The 16,439-nt window shown below is 45.0% G+C and carries 18 protein-coding genes; 1 reads left to right on the forward strand and 17 read right to left on the reverse strand.

The features are described 5' to 3' along the window. Positions 1–167 precede the first annotated feature (167 nt). The 16 genes from K3G25_RS13135 to K3G25_RS13210 form a co-directional block, all read right to left on the reverse strand. Positions 168–1,103, reverse strand: coding sequence for a sensor histidine kinase (locus tag K3G25_RS13135; protein WP_061861639.1), 936 nt, complete (start codon positions 1,101–1,103; stop codon positions 168–170). Between the two features lies 1 nt (position 1,104). Beyond that, positions 1,105–1,803: a response regulator transcription factor gene (locus K3G25_RS13140; protein WP_014419158.1), complete on the reverse strand. Its 699-nt coding sequence runs from the start codon at positions 1,801–1,803 to the stop codon at positions 1,105–1,107. Between the two features lie 191 nt (positions 1,804–1,994). After that, positions 1,995–2,861 (reverse strand): DUF4097 family beta strand repeat-containing protein, encoded by an 867-nt coding sequence (locus K3G25_RS13145; RefSeq protein ID WP_160216628.1) that lies wholly within the window; start codon positions 2,859–2,861, stop codon positions 1,995–1,997. Between the two features lie 20 nt (positions 2,862–2,881). Continuing rightward, on the reverse strand, positions 2,882–3,586 hold the full coding sequence (locus K3G25_RS13150) for an ABC transporter permease (RefSeq protein WP_209387703.1): 705 nt from the start codon (positions 3,584–3,586) through the stop codon (positions 2,882–2,884). A gap of 64 nt (positions 3,587–3,650) precedes the next feature. Further along, on the reverse strand, positions 3,651–4,577 hold the full coding sequence (locus K3G25_RS13155) for an ABC transporter ATP-binding protein (protein ID WP_025649399.1): 927 nt from the start codon (positions 4,575–4,577) through the stop codon (positions 3,651–3,653). A gap of 358 nt (positions 4,578–4,935) precedes the next feature. Then, positions 4,936–5,391 (reverse strand): dTDP-4-dehydrorhamnose 3,5-epimerase family protein, encoded by a 456-nt coding sequence (locus tag K3G25_RS13160; protein WP_003150986.1) that lies wholly within the window; start codon positions 5,389–5,391, stop codon positions 4,936–4,938. Then, on the reverse strand, positions 5,388–6,236 hold the full coding sequence (gene rfbD / locus K3G25_RS13165) for a dTDP-4-dehydrorhamnose reductase (protein ID WP_021494764.1): 849 nt from the start codon (positions 6,234–6,236) through the stop codon (positions 5,388–5,390). Before rfbD ends, K3G25_RS13160 begins: the two co-directional genes overlap by 4 nt. Before the next feature lie 20 nt (positions 6,237–6,256). Then, on the reverse strand, positions 6,257–7,204 hold the full coding sequence (rfbB, locus tag K3G25_RS13170; RefSeq protein WP_021494763.1) for a dTDP-glucose 4,6-dehydratase: 948 nt from the start codon (positions 7,202–7,204) through the stop codon (positions 6,257–6,259). Between the two features lie 2 nt (positions 7,205–7,206). Next, the gene (locus tag K3G25_RS13175; protein WP_029972897.1) at positions 7,207–7,944 is read right to left on the reverse strand and encodes a sugar phosphate nucleotidyltransferase; all 738 of its coding nucleotides are present in this window, start codon (positions 7,942–7,944) and stop codon (positions 7,207–7,209) included. 27 nt (positions 7,945–7,971) lie between these two features. Next, entirely contained in the window at positions 7,972–8,976 is a 1,005-nt protein-coding gene (locus tag K3G25_RS13180; protein WP_232489342.1) for a PseG/SpsG family protein, read from the reverse strand. 1 nt (position 8,977) lies between these two features. Beyond that, positions 8,978–9,718, reverse strand: a complete 741-nt coding sequence (locus K3G25_RS13185) for a cytidylyltransferase domain-containing protein (RefSeq protein WP_232489747.1) — start codon at positions 9,716–9,718, stop codon at positions 8,978–8,980. Continuing rightward, complete coding sequence (locus K3G25_RS13190) at positions 9,711–10,832, reverse strand: N-acetylneuraminate synthase family protein (RefSeq protein WP_007614529.1); 1,122 nt, start codon at positions 10,830–10,832, stop codon at positions 9,711–9,713. Before K3G25_RS13190 ends, K3G25_RS13185 begins: the two co-directional genes overlap by 8 nt. After that, entirely contained in the window at positions 10,832–11,695 is an 864-nt protein-coding gene (locus K3G25_RS13195) for a GNAT family N-acetyltransferase (protein WP_072176926.1), read from the reverse strand. Before K3G25_RS13195 ends, K3G25_RS13190 begins: the two co-directional genes overlap by 1 nt. Beyond that, positions 11,696–12,865 (reverse strand): DegT/DnrJ/EryC1/StrS family aminotransferase, encoded by a 1,170-nt coding sequence (locus tag K3G25_RS13200; RefSeq protein WP_160183108.1) that lies wholly within the window; start codon positions 12,863–12,865, stop codon positions 11,696–11,698. Positions 12,866–12,887: 22 nt separating this feature from the next. Further along, positions 12,888–14,312 carry a capsular polysaccharide export protein, LipB/KpsS family gene (locus K3G25_RS13205; protein WP_232489343.1) on the reverse strand — a complete coding sequence of 475 codons (1,425 nt, stop codon included), beginning with the start codon at positions 14,310–14,312 and terminating at the stop codon, positions 12,888–12,890. A gap of 4 nt (positions 14,313–14,316) precedes the next feature. After that, positions 14,317–15,087: a glycosyltransferase family 2 protein gene (locus tag K3G25_RS13210; RefSeq protein WP_003150972.1), complete on the reverse strand. Its 771-nt coding sequence runs from the start codon at positions 15,085–15,087 to the stop codon at positions 14,317–14,319. Between the two features lie 280 nt (positions 15,088–15,367). Here K3G25_RS13210 and gerQ point away from each other — a divergent pair, with 280 nt between their 5' ends. Then, the gene (gerQ, locus tag K3G25_RS13215; protein WP_232489344.1) at positions 15,368–15,964 is read left to right on the forward strand and encodes a spore coat protein GerQ; all 597 of its coding nucleotides are present in this window, start codon (positions 15,368–15,370) and stop codon (positions 15,962–15,964) included. Positions 15,965–16,010: 46 nt separating this feature from the next. Here gerQ and K3G25_RS13220 read toward each other — a convergent pair whose 3' ends face one another. Continuing rightward, positions 16,011–16,382 (reverse strand): DUF423 domain-containing protein, encoded by a 372-nt coding sequence (locus K3G25_RS13220; RefSeq protein ID WP_003150969.1) that lies wholly within the window; start codon positions 16,380–16,382, stop codon positions 16,011–16,013. Between the last annotated feature and the right edge of the window lie 57 nt (positions 16,383–16,439).

The following is a 16,439-nucleotide window of genomic DNA, read 5'->3' on the forward strand; positions in this document are numbered from 1 at the left end:
CTTTTACACCAAAACCCATCAATCCCTTTCACATTGTCGTTACGCCCCTTTTTATATGCAAGATTCATGCCAGATTTTTGTGTGTAAAAAAAGAGGCTGTTGTCAGCCTCTCAGATTAAAGAGAAAGGGGATTTGAAGACGTATACAGAAGAAACCTTATTGCTTTATTAGAACCTAATACGTTTTAGACACACAGAAAATATTGTTTTTTGAAATGGCACGCTATCTAAAGATATACTTCCTTCCATTTGCTCTACTAATCTCTTAGTAATCGTCAGCCCCAATCCGCTTCCCTGATAATTGGTATTTCTCGAGTCCTCCAATGTGTACATTCGTTCAAAGACACGGTCTTTATGCATTTCATTTATTCCTTTTCCTTTATCTGATATTTCTACAAAAACATCATTATCAGTTATTCTGATCTTTAAACCCACCATCTTACCATCGGAACCATATTGAATTGCATTCGTAATTAAATTATTCAGAACCCTCTCAATTGCATCTTCATCTCCGCTAACAAAGACAGAATCATCGGGTATATCAATCACTACTTCAAATTCTTTGCTGATTAAAATTTCGTAGTAATCCAAAATTATTTTTCGGCTGACTTCACATATGTCAATTCGTGAAGAATTTAATTTTTTATCTCCTGACTCTAATTTTACAAGTTCAAAAAAACGGTTTATTAACGCTAATACCTCGACCGTTTTTAAATTAACTGTTTTTAGTAAACTCATAACCTTTTCCGAAGTCAGACTTTTATCGTTATTTATCATTTCAATATAACCTAGTATAACTGTTAAAGGCGTCTTTAAATCGTGTGAAATATTTGATAACATTTTTCGCATGGACAGTTCAATACTATTGTAGTTCCCTTTGATCTTTTGATTATGGTCTAAAAGACGGTTTATTTGAATTAACAAGGATTTTATATATTTATCTTCCGTGTTAAGCAATAATCTTTCGCCTGTCTCTTCATTAACAACTTTTCGAAGTTTATTTCTTATATATTTAATCTCAGTCCTTAGATTTAATCGGCTTCGGAAAAGAAATATATTTACTGCTGCAGAGCATATGAATAAAATAACCAACATATAAAACAATTTAAAAATCTCCCAACTTATAACCGATTCCCCACAAAGTTTTTATGTACATTGGATGAGATGGATCGTCCTCAATTTTCTCTCTAAGCCGTCTAATATGAACATTAATTACATTCTCATCTCCATGATACTCATCTTCCCATACGGATTTATAAAGTTGAGACTTAGTATATACTTGTGAAGGATTAGAAATAAAGAGTTTTAAAATATTAAATTCTTTTGCTGTGAGATTAATCTTTTCATTGAATTTTTTAACAGAAAAGCCATGCAGGTCAACACTTAAATCACCTATTTTAATGATTTTTTCTTCCTTTGAAGACAGGGAGCTCTTATAGTGTCTTTCTCTTCTAATGGTTGCTTTAATTCTGGCTATTACCTCCAGCATAGAAAAAGGTTTAGAAATATAATCATCAGCCCCGAGGCCGAGACCAAGTGCCTTATCTACATCTTCATCTTTTGCAGACATGATAAGAACGGGAACCATACTTTTGGAACGAATCATTCTTAAACATTCCATCCCATCTATCTTCGGAAGCATTAAATCCAACAATATAACCTCAAACTTTTGGGTGTTCAATATGTCTAAAGCTTCTTCACCATCAAAAGCTGCTGTTACTTCAAACCCTTCTTTCGTTAAGCTTTCGCTTACCATATCGCTTATGAATTGGTCGTCTTCTACAATTAATATTTTGTAACCCAAGCTTTCCGCTCCTTAAATATAAAACTGATATTCTTAATTCACTGTTTATTTCAATCATTATACAGATAATTAATCTCATTATAATTATTTTTTATACAAAAGGAGATAAATATTCCAAAACATTTTAAATACAAACAAATAAGACAACCATTCTTCAATAGCGGGAATTGTTGTCTTGTGTTTTTCTCTTTTTATCTCACCTTTATCGAACCATCTTCACTAGATAGACTCACTTTATTACTTCCCGCGCCAATTTCACCTTTTTTCAGTTTTACGCCATCATGGCTCTTATTAAGCCCATCTAGATCAAACGTTACATCAGAATTACTCTGAGCAAAAACAGCAAGTGAAGTTGGCGCTTTTTTATAAGATACACCTATATCTCCTGATTTCGTATTTACTGATAAAGATGTTCCTTCTGTTATGTCCTTGATTGAAACCGCTCCATCTTTAGAAGTAACCTTTACATTGGAACTATGTATTTCCTTCATCTCGTTATCGCCGCTTGCAGATGTTATATTTAATTTCTCAAAAGAACTATTTTCAACGCTTATCGCCCCATCCTTGGATGAAAACTTTCCAGTATGAGCCGAAACATTATTGATTTTTTCATCACCGGAATGATTATCAACGACAATATGTTCAGCTGAAATTTCACTTAATTGTATATTCCCATCTTTATTGGTTATTTCAATATTGTTCATACCTGAATTGGGAACATTAATATAGATTGTGCCGCCCTGCTTCCCAAAAGTAAATCCATCCAAAAAGCCGCCATTCTTTTGTTCTTTTTGACTAACGACCAAATCTCTCCCATTTTCTTGAAATGTAACTGGAGCCTTATCTTTCTGTTTCCCCTCAGCAGATATTGTTGCCTTATTTAAATTACTCTTTTTAAACTTCACATCCCATGAGTCAGTATATACTTTTAAAGTATCAATTTTTTCAACATTGTAGGACACGTTCTTTTTAAAGTTTTTAGTATCTGTCTTATAAAGGCTTAAAACAATTCCGCCGATTACGATTAACACTGCACATGATGCTATAATCTTCTTCATTGTATAATTTCTCCTTTTATCTACAATAAATCTTTCTGATCCACCTTACGGTAAGAAAGATAACCCACTAAAAAACCAAATAAACAAAGTATAATTGGAATGATAATAAATTGACTTAAACTGACTGTTTCTCCTCCGTCGGAAACTGTTGCATTGATAAAGACCCCGATTATGACAGCCCAAGTGATTGTAGCAGAAGTTGATTTTTTTCTCATGCCGAAAAATAAAGGAATCAGACTCACTCCTCCCATCATAAAAGCGGTGAGAAGAGTCGATGGCATAGCGGAAACAACTTCACTCATTTCAACAGGCTTCTCGAATAAATATAAGTGCGGACTCACGAAGAGAATTAACAAGTTAATAACAAACGTAGCAATAACAATACTTACAAAGCAGAATAGGAAGACAATAGATAGTTTAGCTTGCATTAATTTTTTTCTTTGTAAAGGATAAGTAAACAGCAATTGTATTGTTTTATTTTTATATTCATCAATAACTAAACGGGATAAAATCACAGCAGAAAAACAAATAAACACAATTCTGATTAAAATATTAGTTAGAGATATAAAATCTGCATAATCACGAAACATAAGTTCATTTTCATTTTTAGATTCCCATCCCATAAGAGCCACTAAGGCAAAGATGATGAATATCCAAAGTGCCACCCATTTAAAATACTGTGATAAGTGATGTTTTTTGTACTCTAATTTCATAAGTTTTAACATGCTAATAGCCTCCAGCAGAAGAATTTAAGACAATGCAAATAGGTGCATAACACAGACGGGCAATCTATCTAGTGTGTATTCCCTCCCCATTCATAGAATTTAAGAAGTATTCTTCTAAAGAACTGTGTTTTTTATTTATACTTTCTATACCAATGTCATTCAGAATAAGTGCTTTAGAGATTTCTTGTTGTGTAACTGCTGTTTCATAGATACGAATTAATTGCTGGTCAATCATTTTAAAATTTCTTATCCCCAGATTTTGCTCTAAAATATATAACGCTTTTTTTATATTTTGGACTTTTACCTCTACATACTCTGTTTGTTTTCCGTTTATACTCTTCATAGAAACTTCTTTTATTAACTTGCCATTCTGTATGATACCAACAGTATCTGACATTTGTTCCATTTCGGCTAAAATGTGACTGGAGACTAATAATGTAATTCCATATTCTCTGCAAAGTAACTTAAAGAGATCCCTCAACTCTTTTATACCTATTGGATCCAGACCGTTAATCGGCTCGTCTAAAATGAGAAGTTCTGGTCTTGTAGAAATAGCTCTGGCTATTCCTAACCTTTGTTTCATTCCTAAAGAAAACTCTTTCACTTTTTTATTATCAATATTATGTAACTTTACAAGCTCGATAGCGTGGTCAATGGATTTTTTATCGTAATAGCCCATATATTCACAATGGAAATCTAAATTTTCTTTAGCAGTGAGGTTGTCATAGAAAATGGGATATTCAATAATGGTGCCCATTCGTTTTAAAACTTCAAATGACGTATCTGTTAATTTCTCACCGAAAATTTCTATTTCCCCACTTGTTGGCTTGATTAAATTGGTAATCATTTTCATAATGGTTGTTTTACCTGCACCATTGGGACCCAAGAATCCATAAATCTCCCCTTTTTTCACGTGCATATTAACCCCGGAAACAACTTCTTTTCCTTTAAATGTTTTTGTAAGCTGACTCGTTTTTAAGATGTATGTCATTCGCTTTCCCCTTTCCATATATACTCCTACTATATAAAGGAAAGTTCTCTTTTCCCTTAAGCAAATATTACTTTTTTCTTAAGATTTTTCTAATTAAATCCTAATCCTATCCCCATTCTATAAATCATTTATTGTTTTTTAGGATGTATGTTCTTCATAGGAGAAGAAAATAAGAATCTTTTAATTTTTGGTTCCATTAAGGATTAACCGACATCTTCCAAGACATTTTTGATGAAATTGTCCTTCAGGCCAGCAATCATGATAGTCGACGGTCGTATCTTATTCACTAGCTCCATTCACAGCAAATGCTAACATCAGCACAAAAAAACGAAGACATCCGCTGTCTTCGTCTTGTGCGCTACCGGTGAGCCGTCTGCCAGTCAAATCCGATGGTGTCATCATTCCACGGAATTCTTTTTTCGTCAGGCTGATCCGGATTGTAGGACATCGTCGTGAAATAAATAATGGTCAGCGGGGTTTCGCCCAGCACTCTGTACCCGTGTGCGACGCCTTTGGGAATGAGAAGGAGCATCGGATTGTCTTCTCCCATGTAGTAGACATCCGTTTCTCCCTTGGTTGCCGACTCTTCGCGAAGGTCATGGAGCACGACCTGGGCGTGACCCGTCGGAAAAAACCACAGGTCATCCTGTTTCTCATGATAGTGAAATGCTTTAATGACGCCGGGATAGCTTTTGGACCAGGAAGCCTGCCCGAAACGCTCTAAGAGATGTTCATCGTCACGGACGAGTTCTGAGAAAAAACCCCGGTCATCGCTGTGTTTGATCAGCTTTTTGATTTTTACGCCTTCGATCACTTGCACTGTCCCTCCCTTTGTAAATAATCATGCAGCGCTTCCCGCCAATGCCTCATGCCGAGCCCCTGCCGTTCAATCGACTCAAGACTCAACACCGAATAAGCGGGGCGCGGCGTCTCATTTCCGTATTCCTCCGTCGTGACGGGCAGCACGGCGGCGGTTCTGCCGCTTTCTTCAAAAATAGCCTTGGCAAATTCATACCAGCTGCACACTCCGCTGTTTGCGGCGTGATATAAGCCCGGCGGCCTGTCAAACAGACCGATCACCGTTTCGGCTAAATCCTTTGTGTACGTCGGTGCGCCGACTTGATCGTTAACGACACGCACCTGATCATGTGTATCCGCAAGTTTCAGCATCGTATTGACAAAGTTGTGCCCGCCGCTGCCGTACACCCACGATGTTCTGATAATGGTGTGGTTTTTTCCCGTTAACCGGATCAGTTCTTCGCCGAGTTTTTTGCTTTTTCCGTAAATCGTGCCCGGATCTGCGGGATCGTCGGTCTGGTATGGCCGTGTTCCTTTGCCGCTGAAGACGTAATCGGTGCTGATGTGAATGAATTTCGCGCCGGTGTTTTCAGCCTCAAGCGCGGCATAATAAGCGCCGATTCCGTTTATTAAATACGCTTTGTCGAGCTCCGTTTCACATTTGTCAACGGAGGTGTATGCCGCCGTATTGACGACGATATCCGGCTTGTAATGGCTGAACGAGTGCCGCACCGAACGCTGGTCGGATAAGTTCATCATCGCTTTTGTCAAGGCGATCACTTCATACCCTTCCCGCTTCAGCTGGCGGCATAACTCCCGCCCCAGCTGGCCGGCCGCTCCGGTTACTAATACCTTCGTCAATCGGATCACCTTCTTTCCGATTAGTCTTGGCTGTCTGTATACCAGCGAATGGTTCTTCTCATTCCTTCTTCAAATGTGACGTCCTGCCGCCATCCCAGCTCATTTTTCAGCTTTGAAGCATTGATGGCGTAGCGGCGGTCATGCCCTTTTCTGTCTTCGACATGAGCAAACCGTTCCTCGACACCGAGCTCCTTCATGATAAATGACGCAAGCTCTTTATTCGTCCGTTCATTTCCTCCGCCGATATTGTAAATGTCACCGAGTGTTCCTTTTTCCAGGACGAGCTTAATGGCGCGGCAATGGTCTTCGGCAAACAGCCAGTCTCTGATCTGCAATCCGTCGCCGTACAGCGGAACCGGCGTGCCGTTTACGGCATGCCTGATAATGGTCGGAATCATTTTCTCGTGATGCTGGTACGGCCCGTAATTGTTGCTGCATCTTGTAATGATGGCTGGAAGCTTATGAGTTTTCACATAAGACATGACGAGCAGGTCTGAGCTTGCCTTGCTGGCGGAATACGGATTGTTCGGAGAAAGCGGCGTCGTCTCTGTAAAAGCGGGATCATCCGGCGCCAAATCTCCGTACACCTCATCTGTGGAAATGTGAATCAGTCTGCCGGCTTTTCCCTGCAACACCGCGTCCGCCAGTCGGTATGTGCCCATCACATTTGTTGTGATGAACGGCTCTGCCTGATTTATGCTTCTGTCCACATGGGATTCAGCCGCAAAATGAATGACAGCGTCATACATGTGGGAAAAGACTTTGTCAATGTCCTCTTTTTTAGAAATGTCACCTTTGATAAAACGGAAACGGCCGTTCTTTTTTAAGGCTTCTATTTCAAGCGGCCTGCTTGCATACGTGAGATTATCCAGGACGGTAATCTGCGCGTCCGTTTCTTTCAGCATCATCTTTGTGAAGGTAAGGCCGATAAATCCGGCGCCGCCTGTAATTAAATATGATTTTGGCATGATTAATGCTCCTGTCCTTTCTGTATTGCCTGATGCGCCAGGCTTCCGGCGAGGTAGAGCGATTCATGCGTGCCCGCATCCACCCACCAGCCCGTTAACACATCATACGTCAGCTCACTGTGTTCAATGTATAAATTATTGACATCTGTAATTTCCAGTTCGCCGCGTTTTGAAGGGGAAATCTGTTCAATATAAGAAAACACTTCTGCGTCGTACATGTAGATCCCTGTGACGCATAGTCTGGTCGGCGGCTGCTCCGGCTTTTCAATGATCGACTTGATCCGTTTGTTTTCCTCATCAATCTCGGCGATGCCGAAGCGCTCCGGATCGTCCACTTCTTTCAGCAGCACTTTCGCTCCTTTTCCCTGCTTTGCGAAACGCTCCGTATAAGGTTTTAATGAATCTTCAAAAATATTATCTCCCAAAAGCAGGACAAACGGGTCGCGCCCGGTAAACCGCTTTGCGTATGATAAACCGTCGGAAATGCCGGATGCGGCTGGCTGAACCTGATATGTGATTGAGACGCCGAGTTCTTCTCCGGTTTCGAGAAGTTTATGAAATTGCGGAATATATTCTTTTTGCGTAATCAGCAAGATATCCGTAATCCCCGCTTCTTCCAGCTTCATGATCGACCAGTAAATCATCGGATATGGACCGACAGGGAGTAAATGCTTATTGACCGCTTTTGTCAGCGGCATAAGGCGTGAGCCGGTGCCTCCGGCTAAGATAACACCTTTCACATGAACACTTCCTTACGTGTGGTTTTATCACAAATCATAAAGAATCGCCGCCGCCCGTTTGATGCCCCTGCCGTCAACCAGCGGCTTTCCGTTTTGATGAAGTCCGGACCGCATCGGATAATCAGCGGCCATGTCAGACATATGCCGTGCGAGAACGTCCGCTGATATGCATTCACCAAGGCCGAGATGAACGGCGGCCCCCCGTGCGGCGAATTTTTCCGCCGTCTCAGTTTGATGCTCCACTTGAGAAAGTACGATGCAGGGCACACCCGTACAAATGGTCTCATATAAAGTGATCCCGCCGGACACGACGGCCATATCAGCCCTCGAAAGAAGCGCGGCCATGTCATTTGTCTGCCTTACCATCTCGGCATAAGGCATTTGTGTAAGATGCGCGCGCACGTCATCAGCATGAGGCGCGGCGCCGCCCATGACGATGATCACTCGTTTTCGCTGAATATCGGGGATGCGGCGGCATGCTTCCATCACTTTAAAGACAAGCTTCTTCGGGTCGCTTCCTCCTAATGAGACCAATATGGTCCGGCATTCTTTTCTCAGCTGATAGAGATGCTTTGCTTTTTCAAAACCCGGATGAAGAATGATATATTCCGGGCCTTCATATACAACGGCGCCGCCCATTTGAACCGTCCGGCTTTTCAGCCCTCCGTAAATGCCGTTTATAACGGCATCGCATAAATGAATGACATGTTCCCGTTTTTCTTCAAATAAGACGATACGTGCCGATGAATGCTTTTTGACTTCCTCTAACCAGTCACACGGCATATCGAGCAGATCGAATATGAGAAGGTCAGGAGCCTGCCTGTTTATTTCCCGGACAATAAATTCCTTCTGTCCCTTATCAGGCTTGATGATCACTTCCCATTGATCAGAAGACAGATAAGAAGAAGCCTCTTTATTTGTGTAGAACGTTATTGAGCAATTGTTCTTAATGGCACCGGCAAGCAGCTTCATCCGGACCGCGTGCCCCATGCCGATGTCACGGCCCCCGTCCGCGAAAATCAAAACCCGCATGCTAATCAGCCTCTTTTTGCCGGATCATTTGATTAATGGCCCTGAGCTCCGGATCACTATTCAGCAGATGGATCAATTCTTTTGCCGGGATATCAGGACGCGAGCCCGCTTTTACGTACAGCTCGCGGGCCAGCCTGTAGTCCTCTTCGGTGTCGACGGTCAGCCGCAAGTGAGGAGCCCGGAGTTCCTGCGGGGGCTCAGGAAAGAGAAGCCGGTACTTCTCAGAGGATTCTCTTATTAAAAGCGTGACATGCTCCTGATATTTGTCCGCCAGCGTTTTGTCGGCATTGATCTCTGTTAAAAGGCGCGCGTTTACCGCCTCGCCGCCGATGCCGAGCGGTGTACCGCAAATATACGTGTAGTCTGCGTGCTGATCTAAATGCGATTGAATCAGAAAATCAAGCAGCGAAGGGTCGACAAACGGGTTATCCCCCGTCAGTCTGACTGCGATGTCCGGTTTTACTCGTTCGATGACTTGTGCAAACCGGTCAAGCACGCGCTGCTCGCTGCCGCGGTGCACACGGTAGTTCTTGCTGAGGCAGTGCGCAGACAGAATGTCGTCGGTCTTGCTGTCAGACGAGGCGACGATCAGATTATCCCGCGATTGATCATAATACGCGCTTTGCCGAACCCTTTTGACAATCATATCGAGGATCGTATACCCGCCGATCGGTTTCAGCACTTTACCGGGAAGACGCCCGCTTCCCATCCGCGCCTGAATGATAAACAAAATGTCAGTCATCATATGGGCTGCCTTTCGTCAAAAGGTCATCCCAAGTGATGCCCGTGTCGGCGGGGATATCCCTGACCGCACGCGCGCCGTCAGTTAAAAGCTCAAAATATCTCGGGTGGAGCCCCTGCGGTTTTTGGCCGGGACGAAGGACGGCAAGGTTTTCAGCCGTAAAACATTCGCCTTTTTGAATCGGCGCTGTTGAAAAAATGCCTCTGTAAGCGAACCTTCTGATATCCCCTTCAATCGGTGTCGTCGTTTTATGGGAGCTTCCCGACAGCACTTCCGGAACCGGAGCGTGATGCCCCTGCCGCAGCTCCGCTTCAACTGAGCGGATCGCCGCAACCATTTCTTTTAATTCATCCGGATTGAGAGCGAAGGAGTGATCAGCACCGGGCAGGTTTTTATCGATCGTAAAATGCTTTTCAATCAGTTTCGCTCCGAGCCTGACAGCCGCGCACGGCACATCATACGGATGGGCGCTGTGATCGGAGAAACCGATCACTGCATCCGGGAATGCGGCGGCAAGCATGGGAATGACGCTCAGATTGCTGTATTCAGGCGGCGCGGGATATTTCGCCACACAATGCATGATCGCAATTTCTGTGTTCCCCTCGCCGGTAATGGTTTGATAAGCCTCCTGAATATCTGAAATATCAGCGCCCGCGGTGGAAAAAATAATCGGGGTCTTCAGCCCCGCGACATATTTCAATAACGGCAGATGGTTCAGCTCGTAGGAGGCGATTTTAAAGGCTGAAGGGGAAGTCGCATACAGTAAGTCGGCAGAGCCTTCGTCACATACCGTACTTAAAAACAGCACGCCTTTTTTCTTACAATATTCAAGCAGCGGTTCGATCCACTCGGCGGGCATTTCCATGGATTGCACCAAAGAAAAAATAGAGACGTTTTTTCCCGCAGCGGTTTTGTACAAGCCGGGGTCTTTCTGATACATTTTGTCAGCCTGAAACATTTGGAACTTGACCGCGTCCGCGCCGGCCTCACTGGCCGCATCTATCAATTCAAACGCCTGGCTCAGTTTTCCGTCATGATTAATTCCGGCTTCGGCGATGATGAATACGGGCGAACCTTCGCCGATTGACTTCGTTCCGATTTTGCATGATGCCATCAGTCCGCCTCCTTCCCGGGCCACACATGATAGTAGTAATAGGACGCATCCGCTTTAAATCCCATTCTTTCATACAGGCGGATGGCTCTTACATTGTGGAGCTGCGTTCCCGCTGATACAGTCTTATGCTGAAAGCGCAATGATTGTTCAATCACGTGCGCCGCTAAATGGAATCCCGCTCCTTTTCCTTCAAAGCCCGGCTTTACCGCCATCAGATCAAGGACGAATTCATCGCCTTTAGACAGCCCCTGAACAAAGCCCACGGTCTCTCCCTTATATGTGGCGGCGAATTGTAACGAAGCTCTGCCTCCCGCGTTATTCCGCGCCCACTCTTCAAACAGGCGGTTTGCACTTTCATAGCTGAGGCGGGGATCTTGGTAATACCTGCTTTTTGTAAAGGCGTCGCGGGCCAGCCGGCTGATCGCTTCCATGTCGCCGGGTCCGGCTTCTGTAATCTCAAACGGCGGCGTGCTGTTATATACACGCACCGGGCTGACGAGCTTGAGCAGACTCCCTACAAAATAAGCGTTCGGAAGCTGCTGAACGACCTGCATCGCCCCGATATCTTCAGCCGGTATTTTAATAAATATAAAATCAGTGCCTGCCGCCCGCCTTGCCGCGTAAAATTCCTGAAACAGCCTTTTGAGCTGTCCGGTGCTGTTTGCGGCTGCAATCTTCACATTGATGATATTTTTTCGGAACAATTGACTTTCCCACGAAGAGTTTTCATATAAAATCACGCCTTGAAGGCTGTTTTCTTCCAATAAACAGAGCGACGATTCATAGGCTTCCGGCTGGATGCCCTTCTGATGCAGGAAGGCATGAATCATGTCCTGAGCAAGATTTTCCCTCAGTCTGTACACCTAATCAGCCCCTTTGACGATATCCGTAACGGCTGCAATGACGTATTCAACGTCGTCATCTGTCATTGACGGATAAAGAGGGAGTGACACGGTGCGGTGATAATACGCTGCCGCGGCCGGAAAGTCAGTTTCCTTATATCCGTACGTTTTTTGATAATACGGATGGAACGGAACCGGAATAAAATGAACACTTGTGCCGATATGATATTGGTCTTTTAAAGCGGAAATCAGATCGTTCCGGCTGACCCCGGCCTCCTGCTCCTCTATTTGAAGAACATACAGATGCCATGCATGCCGCCCGTCATCACTGACATGCGGGACGGTCAGCCCTTTCATGTGTCTGAAGGCGTCTTGGTAGCGGCTCGCAATGTCGGCTCTTCTTTGCTGCATGCTGTCAATCCGTTTCAGCTGATGAAGCCCAAGCGCTGCCTGAAGATCAAACATATTCATTTTATAGCCGGGCGTTTCGACCTCGTAGTACCAGCTTCCGTTTGAAGAATAGCGGTTCCACGCGCCTTTGCTCATGCCGTGAAGGCTGAGCACCCTGATCTGATCGGCAAGCCCGTCATCGTCCGTCGTCAGCATGCCGCCTTCACCGGTTGCCAGGTTTTTTGTCGCGTAGAAGCTGAATGCCGTCGCATCACCGATTGATCCGATCATTTTCTGTTTATAAGTGGTATACACGGCATGTGCGGCATCCTCTAAGACAAATAACTGATGCTTTTCGGCAATGTCCAGAATCCGATCCATATCACATGACTGGCCGGCGAAATGAACGGGTACAATCGCTTTTGTCCGCGGGGTGACGGCCGCCTCAATGTTTTTAGGGTCCGCATTCAGCGTAAGCGGATCGATGTCAACAAACACCGGAACGGCGCCTGTGTGCACGATTGTATTGGCTGTTGAACTGAATGTCACGGCAGACGTGATGACCTCGTCACCGGGACCGATTCCTTTCGCTTTCAGGGCCAAAAACAAAGCGGCGGTACATGAGTTCAGCGCGATCGCGTGCTTTGCCCCCGTCCAGTTGGCAAAGGCTTTTTCAAACGCCTCTACTTTCGGTCCCTTTGAAAGCCAGCCCGATTCAAGCGTATCAATAACCTCCTGAATTTCGTCCTTCCCGATCATGGGCAATGAATAAGGAAGAAAAGCTGATCTTTTTTGCACCATTTTCTTTGCGCTCCTATCTTTTTTATGAAGGGTCAACCCGTCTGAAGCTGACTCCGGTTTTTTCCTGAAGCACTTGGCATAAAGCGGCAAGCGAATCCTGAACCGGGTAGTTCGCGGCGACAAAAGCACGGCGCGCCTGTTCCGCTTTTTGATATTCCGCGGGGCTTTCGCATATCCGGATTAATTCCTGAGCAAGTGCCTGCGGGTCCTCAAAAACAAATTCTCCAAGTGAATGATAATAAGGGTATCGGCGGGTTCCCGCTGATTTTCCGATCAGCACGGGCTTTTGAAACAGCATCGCTTCAAGACCGACCGTTGATGTCTGTGTCACCGCAGCGTCAACATACGGTAGAATATCATACAGCTCCATCTCTTTTTTGATGATTTTGCCTGCTTTATATTTCCGCAGCACCTGATTGTAAGCATCCAGCTTGTTTTTGCCGATTTCCCACGGATGCGGTTTAATAATGAGCTGCATGTTCTTTTGGCCGGCAAGCTCTTCAAGCACGCCCGTATAAAATTCATCAGAAAACGGCTGCGTGGCGATCAGCACCGTCCGCTGTGACGGGAGAAAAGAAAGTTTGCGGTAAAACGTGTCTTGATCTATCGGCTCTCTTGAGAAAATCTCGTCGAAACGGGGATGCCCCGTGATGATGATTTGTTCATCCCTGCAGCCTTTTGCTTTATACCACTCCGCTTCATAAGCCCCGAATACAGCCTGATAGTCCGTAAATACGGGCAGAAACGCTTCATCTCCCATGAGCGCTCCGTGCTGCAGACAGATGCTGACGGCGTTTTTTTTCGCTGACATCAGCGCCAGCACACGGCTGTAAATATCCTCCGTCGTGCCGACTACAACGGCGGAAATCTTCTCGGCCGCAAACAAAATATCAACGGCGTCAATCGCTTCAATAAATAATGGAATGTCTTTATACAAACGTTCCTGAAATTCTCTGTTTCCGAAAGCGGGATGGCTGTGAAGCTCTTTCAAAATGGAATGGGCTTTTTCAATATAAGGGACGGGGTTCCCTTTTTGCCCCATTCCCGTCAGCTCCAATTTGCAGATAACGGGCAGCCCGTAATGGTCAGGCAGACTCCATCTGGCCAGTACCGCTGTTTTTGCCGGATCAAACTGCCGGTAGTTTCCCTCGGTGAACCGAAGATGATCGAAATGCAGAATGACTTTTCCGTTTACCGGTTTCTCATCTGTTTTCTTAATGTTTTGCCTTTTTTGATCATAATATGGCTGTATACCGACTTCAGGAATATGCTGATCAGCCGGACCGAAAAGCTCTGGGTTCTGCTCCATGCTCTCCCGAAGCGCCGGACTGATATATTGATAAAAATTACTGATCAATGCGAGCGGGATGTCTTTGTAGCGAAGTGACTGAAAAAGGTCAATATACTGCCGGTACAGCACCCAATAATTCGCTAAGTATGCCGACAAGCCCTCACCCCTTTCCAAGCTTTTTTAATGATTCCCTCAGCTCCCGGCACGTGGTCTGCTGCGGAAGGCTGTTCACAAACTCGTTTTTCTCCGCTGCGAAAAGCTGATAATGGATGGATTGATCAGTAATATAATTGATATCAAGCTCCTCAGAAATCGGGTAAAACGGATAAAAATGATTCACTCTCCAGAAGAAACGGGCGTCACCGATCCGGTAAAACGCCGGGCTTTCATCCCAATAGGAACCGAATGCCGATTTGACCTGTTCCAGCACGGAAAACCGGTGCATGACCGAACAATGGTCAATGGCGCACGGCGCGTTCCACACGATCCGTTCGGCGGGCCTGGCCGTCTCCTTCACCGTCTCTTTCCGCTGATTCAGATGATAGGTTTTGGAACTTGAATACACGACGGCTTTTTCCGGGTCTTCATCAAGCTCTTTCACCATTTTCTCAAGCCGTTCCGGCACATACGTGTTGTCGTCGGTCGCATATGTCACGTACTCGCCCTCCGCCATTTCTATTGCCTGATTAATCAAGGCGGCGTAGCGTGTTTTTTCCGTTCTTTCTTTGACGCCCGATACATCGCTTTGATAAAACCGGACGCGGTCATCCGTGAGAAAAGGACGTATTTCCGCCAATGTCGCTTCATTTGAGTTGTCATCCATAATGAACAGCTCAAAGTCCGTAAACGTCTGAGACAGAATACTTTTAATAGAGCGGGCCACATAGTCACTTTTGTTATAGCTCGTCATGATCACTGACACTTTAGGCAACTCGTCACCCCCTTTTCGCACCTGAAACTACCGCTATCATATGTTCATTATGCGGAAGATGCGATAGGAATACAGACTATTATGTGAAAAGTCAGCATTGCGCGCACAAAAAAAGCCGGCTCTGATGTCCGGACTCATTGGAGCGTATTTTCTTTTTTCGCATAAATCTTTCTGCGGGCTCATATGGTGGAATAGATAAAAACAGCAGCTTCTCTGTCGGCTGTCTGATACTTGTCAGGAGGTTTCAGCATGAAGAGGTTTTCATCAAAGGAGGAACAATATGAAACCGAAAAAGAATCAATATCAGCAAATGCAAGGGATGGGGATGGGAATGGATATGCAAGGATACCAGCCGCAGCTCGGGCCTAATCCTTATCCGCAGCCTCAGGGCGGCCAAGGATCGCAAATGATGCCGATGCAGCAGCAAATGACAATGCCGATGCAGCAAGGTCAGCAGGGCTTCGGCGGGGGGTTTCCCGGCCAGCCGCAGCAGCAGGGCCAGCAGGGCTTCGGCGGGGGGTTCCCCGGCCAGCCGCAGCAGCAGGGCGGCGGCAGCTTTCAGATTCCGTCAGGTCCATCATCGTCACAAAACATTCCCGGCATGCTGCCGATTGAAGAGTCATACATTGAAAATATTCTGCGGTTGAACCGGGGCAAAACGGCGACGATTTATATGACATTTGAAAACAGCAAAGAATGGAATTCAAAGATTTTCCGCGGTGTGATTCAGGCGGCGGGACGTGACCATATCATCATCAGCGATCCGAAAACGGGCACCCGCTATCTGCTTCTGACCATTTACCTTGATTACATCACGTTTGATGAGGAAATCGCTTATACTTATCCGTACTCCATGTCTTCTTATTCTCCGAGATAAATCAAAAAGCCAATCGCTCACTTGACAGAGGATTGGCTTTTTTTCTTTATAAATATTTGACGGCCGCGACGATAATCATAATCCAAGAGATGATAAACGCCACGCCGCCGAGCGGTGTAATCGCGCCGAGAATGGAAATCTGCGTCACGCTCAATACGTACAGGCTTCCTGAAAACAGAACGATGCCTGCAAACATCAGCCAGCCCGCAACAGAAACACTGCCTGCGCCAGAAAGCTTTTCGGCCAAAAACGCGACAGCCAGAAGACCGAGCGCGTGATACATATGATATTGCACGCCTGTGTGCCACACCTGCAAATATTTATCGGGGATTTTCCCTTCAAGCCCATGCGCGCCGAAAGCGCCCAGCGCCACGGCCAATAAAGCGTTAATCGCACCAAGAATAATAAACACTTTCATCTATTTTTCTCCCGCCTTTTCGTTAAAGTTTCCAATTCAATCATAACCCAACATCGG

The sequence above is a fragment of the Bacillus sp. FCW2 genome (assembly GCF_021228595.1).
In the GTDB taxonomy this organism is placed as follows: Bacteria; Bacillota; Bacilli; order Bacillales; family Bacillaceae; genus Bacillus; species Bacillus velezensis.

What these genes read in the sequence shown, in the direction of transcription:
- K3G25_RS13145 (WP_160216628.1), bottom strand. Translation starts at nt 2,861, where the DNA reads ATGAAGAAGATTATAGCATCATGTGCAGTGTTAATCGTAATCGGCGGA.
- gerQ (WP_232489344.1), top strand. Translation starts at nt 15,368, where the DNA reads ATGAAACCGAAAAAGAATCAATATCAGCAAATGCAAGGGATGGGGATG.
- K3G25_RS13220 (WP_003150969.1), bottom strand. Translation starts at nt 16,382, where the DNA reads ATGAAAGTGTTTATTATTCTTGGTGCGATTAACGCTTTATTGGCCGTG.
- K3G25_RS13155 (WP_025649399.1), bottom strand. Translation starts at nt 4,577, where the DNA reads ATGACATACATCTTAAAAACGAGTCAGCTTACAAAAACATTTAAAGGA.
- K3G25_RS13190 (WP_007614529.1), bottom strand. Translation starts at nt 10,832, where the DNA reads ATGGCATCATGCAAAATCGGAACGAAGTCAATCGGCGAAGGTTCGCCC.
- rfbB (WP_021494763.1), bottom strand. Translation starts at nt 7,204, where the DNA reads ATGCCAAAATCATATTTAATTACAGGCGGCGCCGGATTTATCGGCCTT.
- K3G25_RS13180 (WP_232489342.1), bottom strand. Translation starts at nt 8,976, where the DNA reads ATGCGGGTTTTGATTTTCGCGGACGGGGGCCGTGACATCGGCATGGGG.
- K3G25_RS13185 (WP_232489747.1), bottom strand. Translation starts at nt 9,718, where the DNA reads ATGACTGACATTTTGTTTATCATTCAGGCGCGGATGGGAAGCGGGCGT.
- K3G25_RS13150 (WP_209387703.1), bottom strand. Translation starts at nt 3,586, where the DNA reads ATGTTAAAACTTATGAAATTAGAGTACAAAAAACATCACTTATCACAG.
- K3G25_RS13200 (WP_160183108.1), bottom strand. Translation starts at nt 12,865, where the DNA reads ATGGTGCAAAAAAGATCAGCTTTTCTTCCTTATTCATTGCCCATGATC.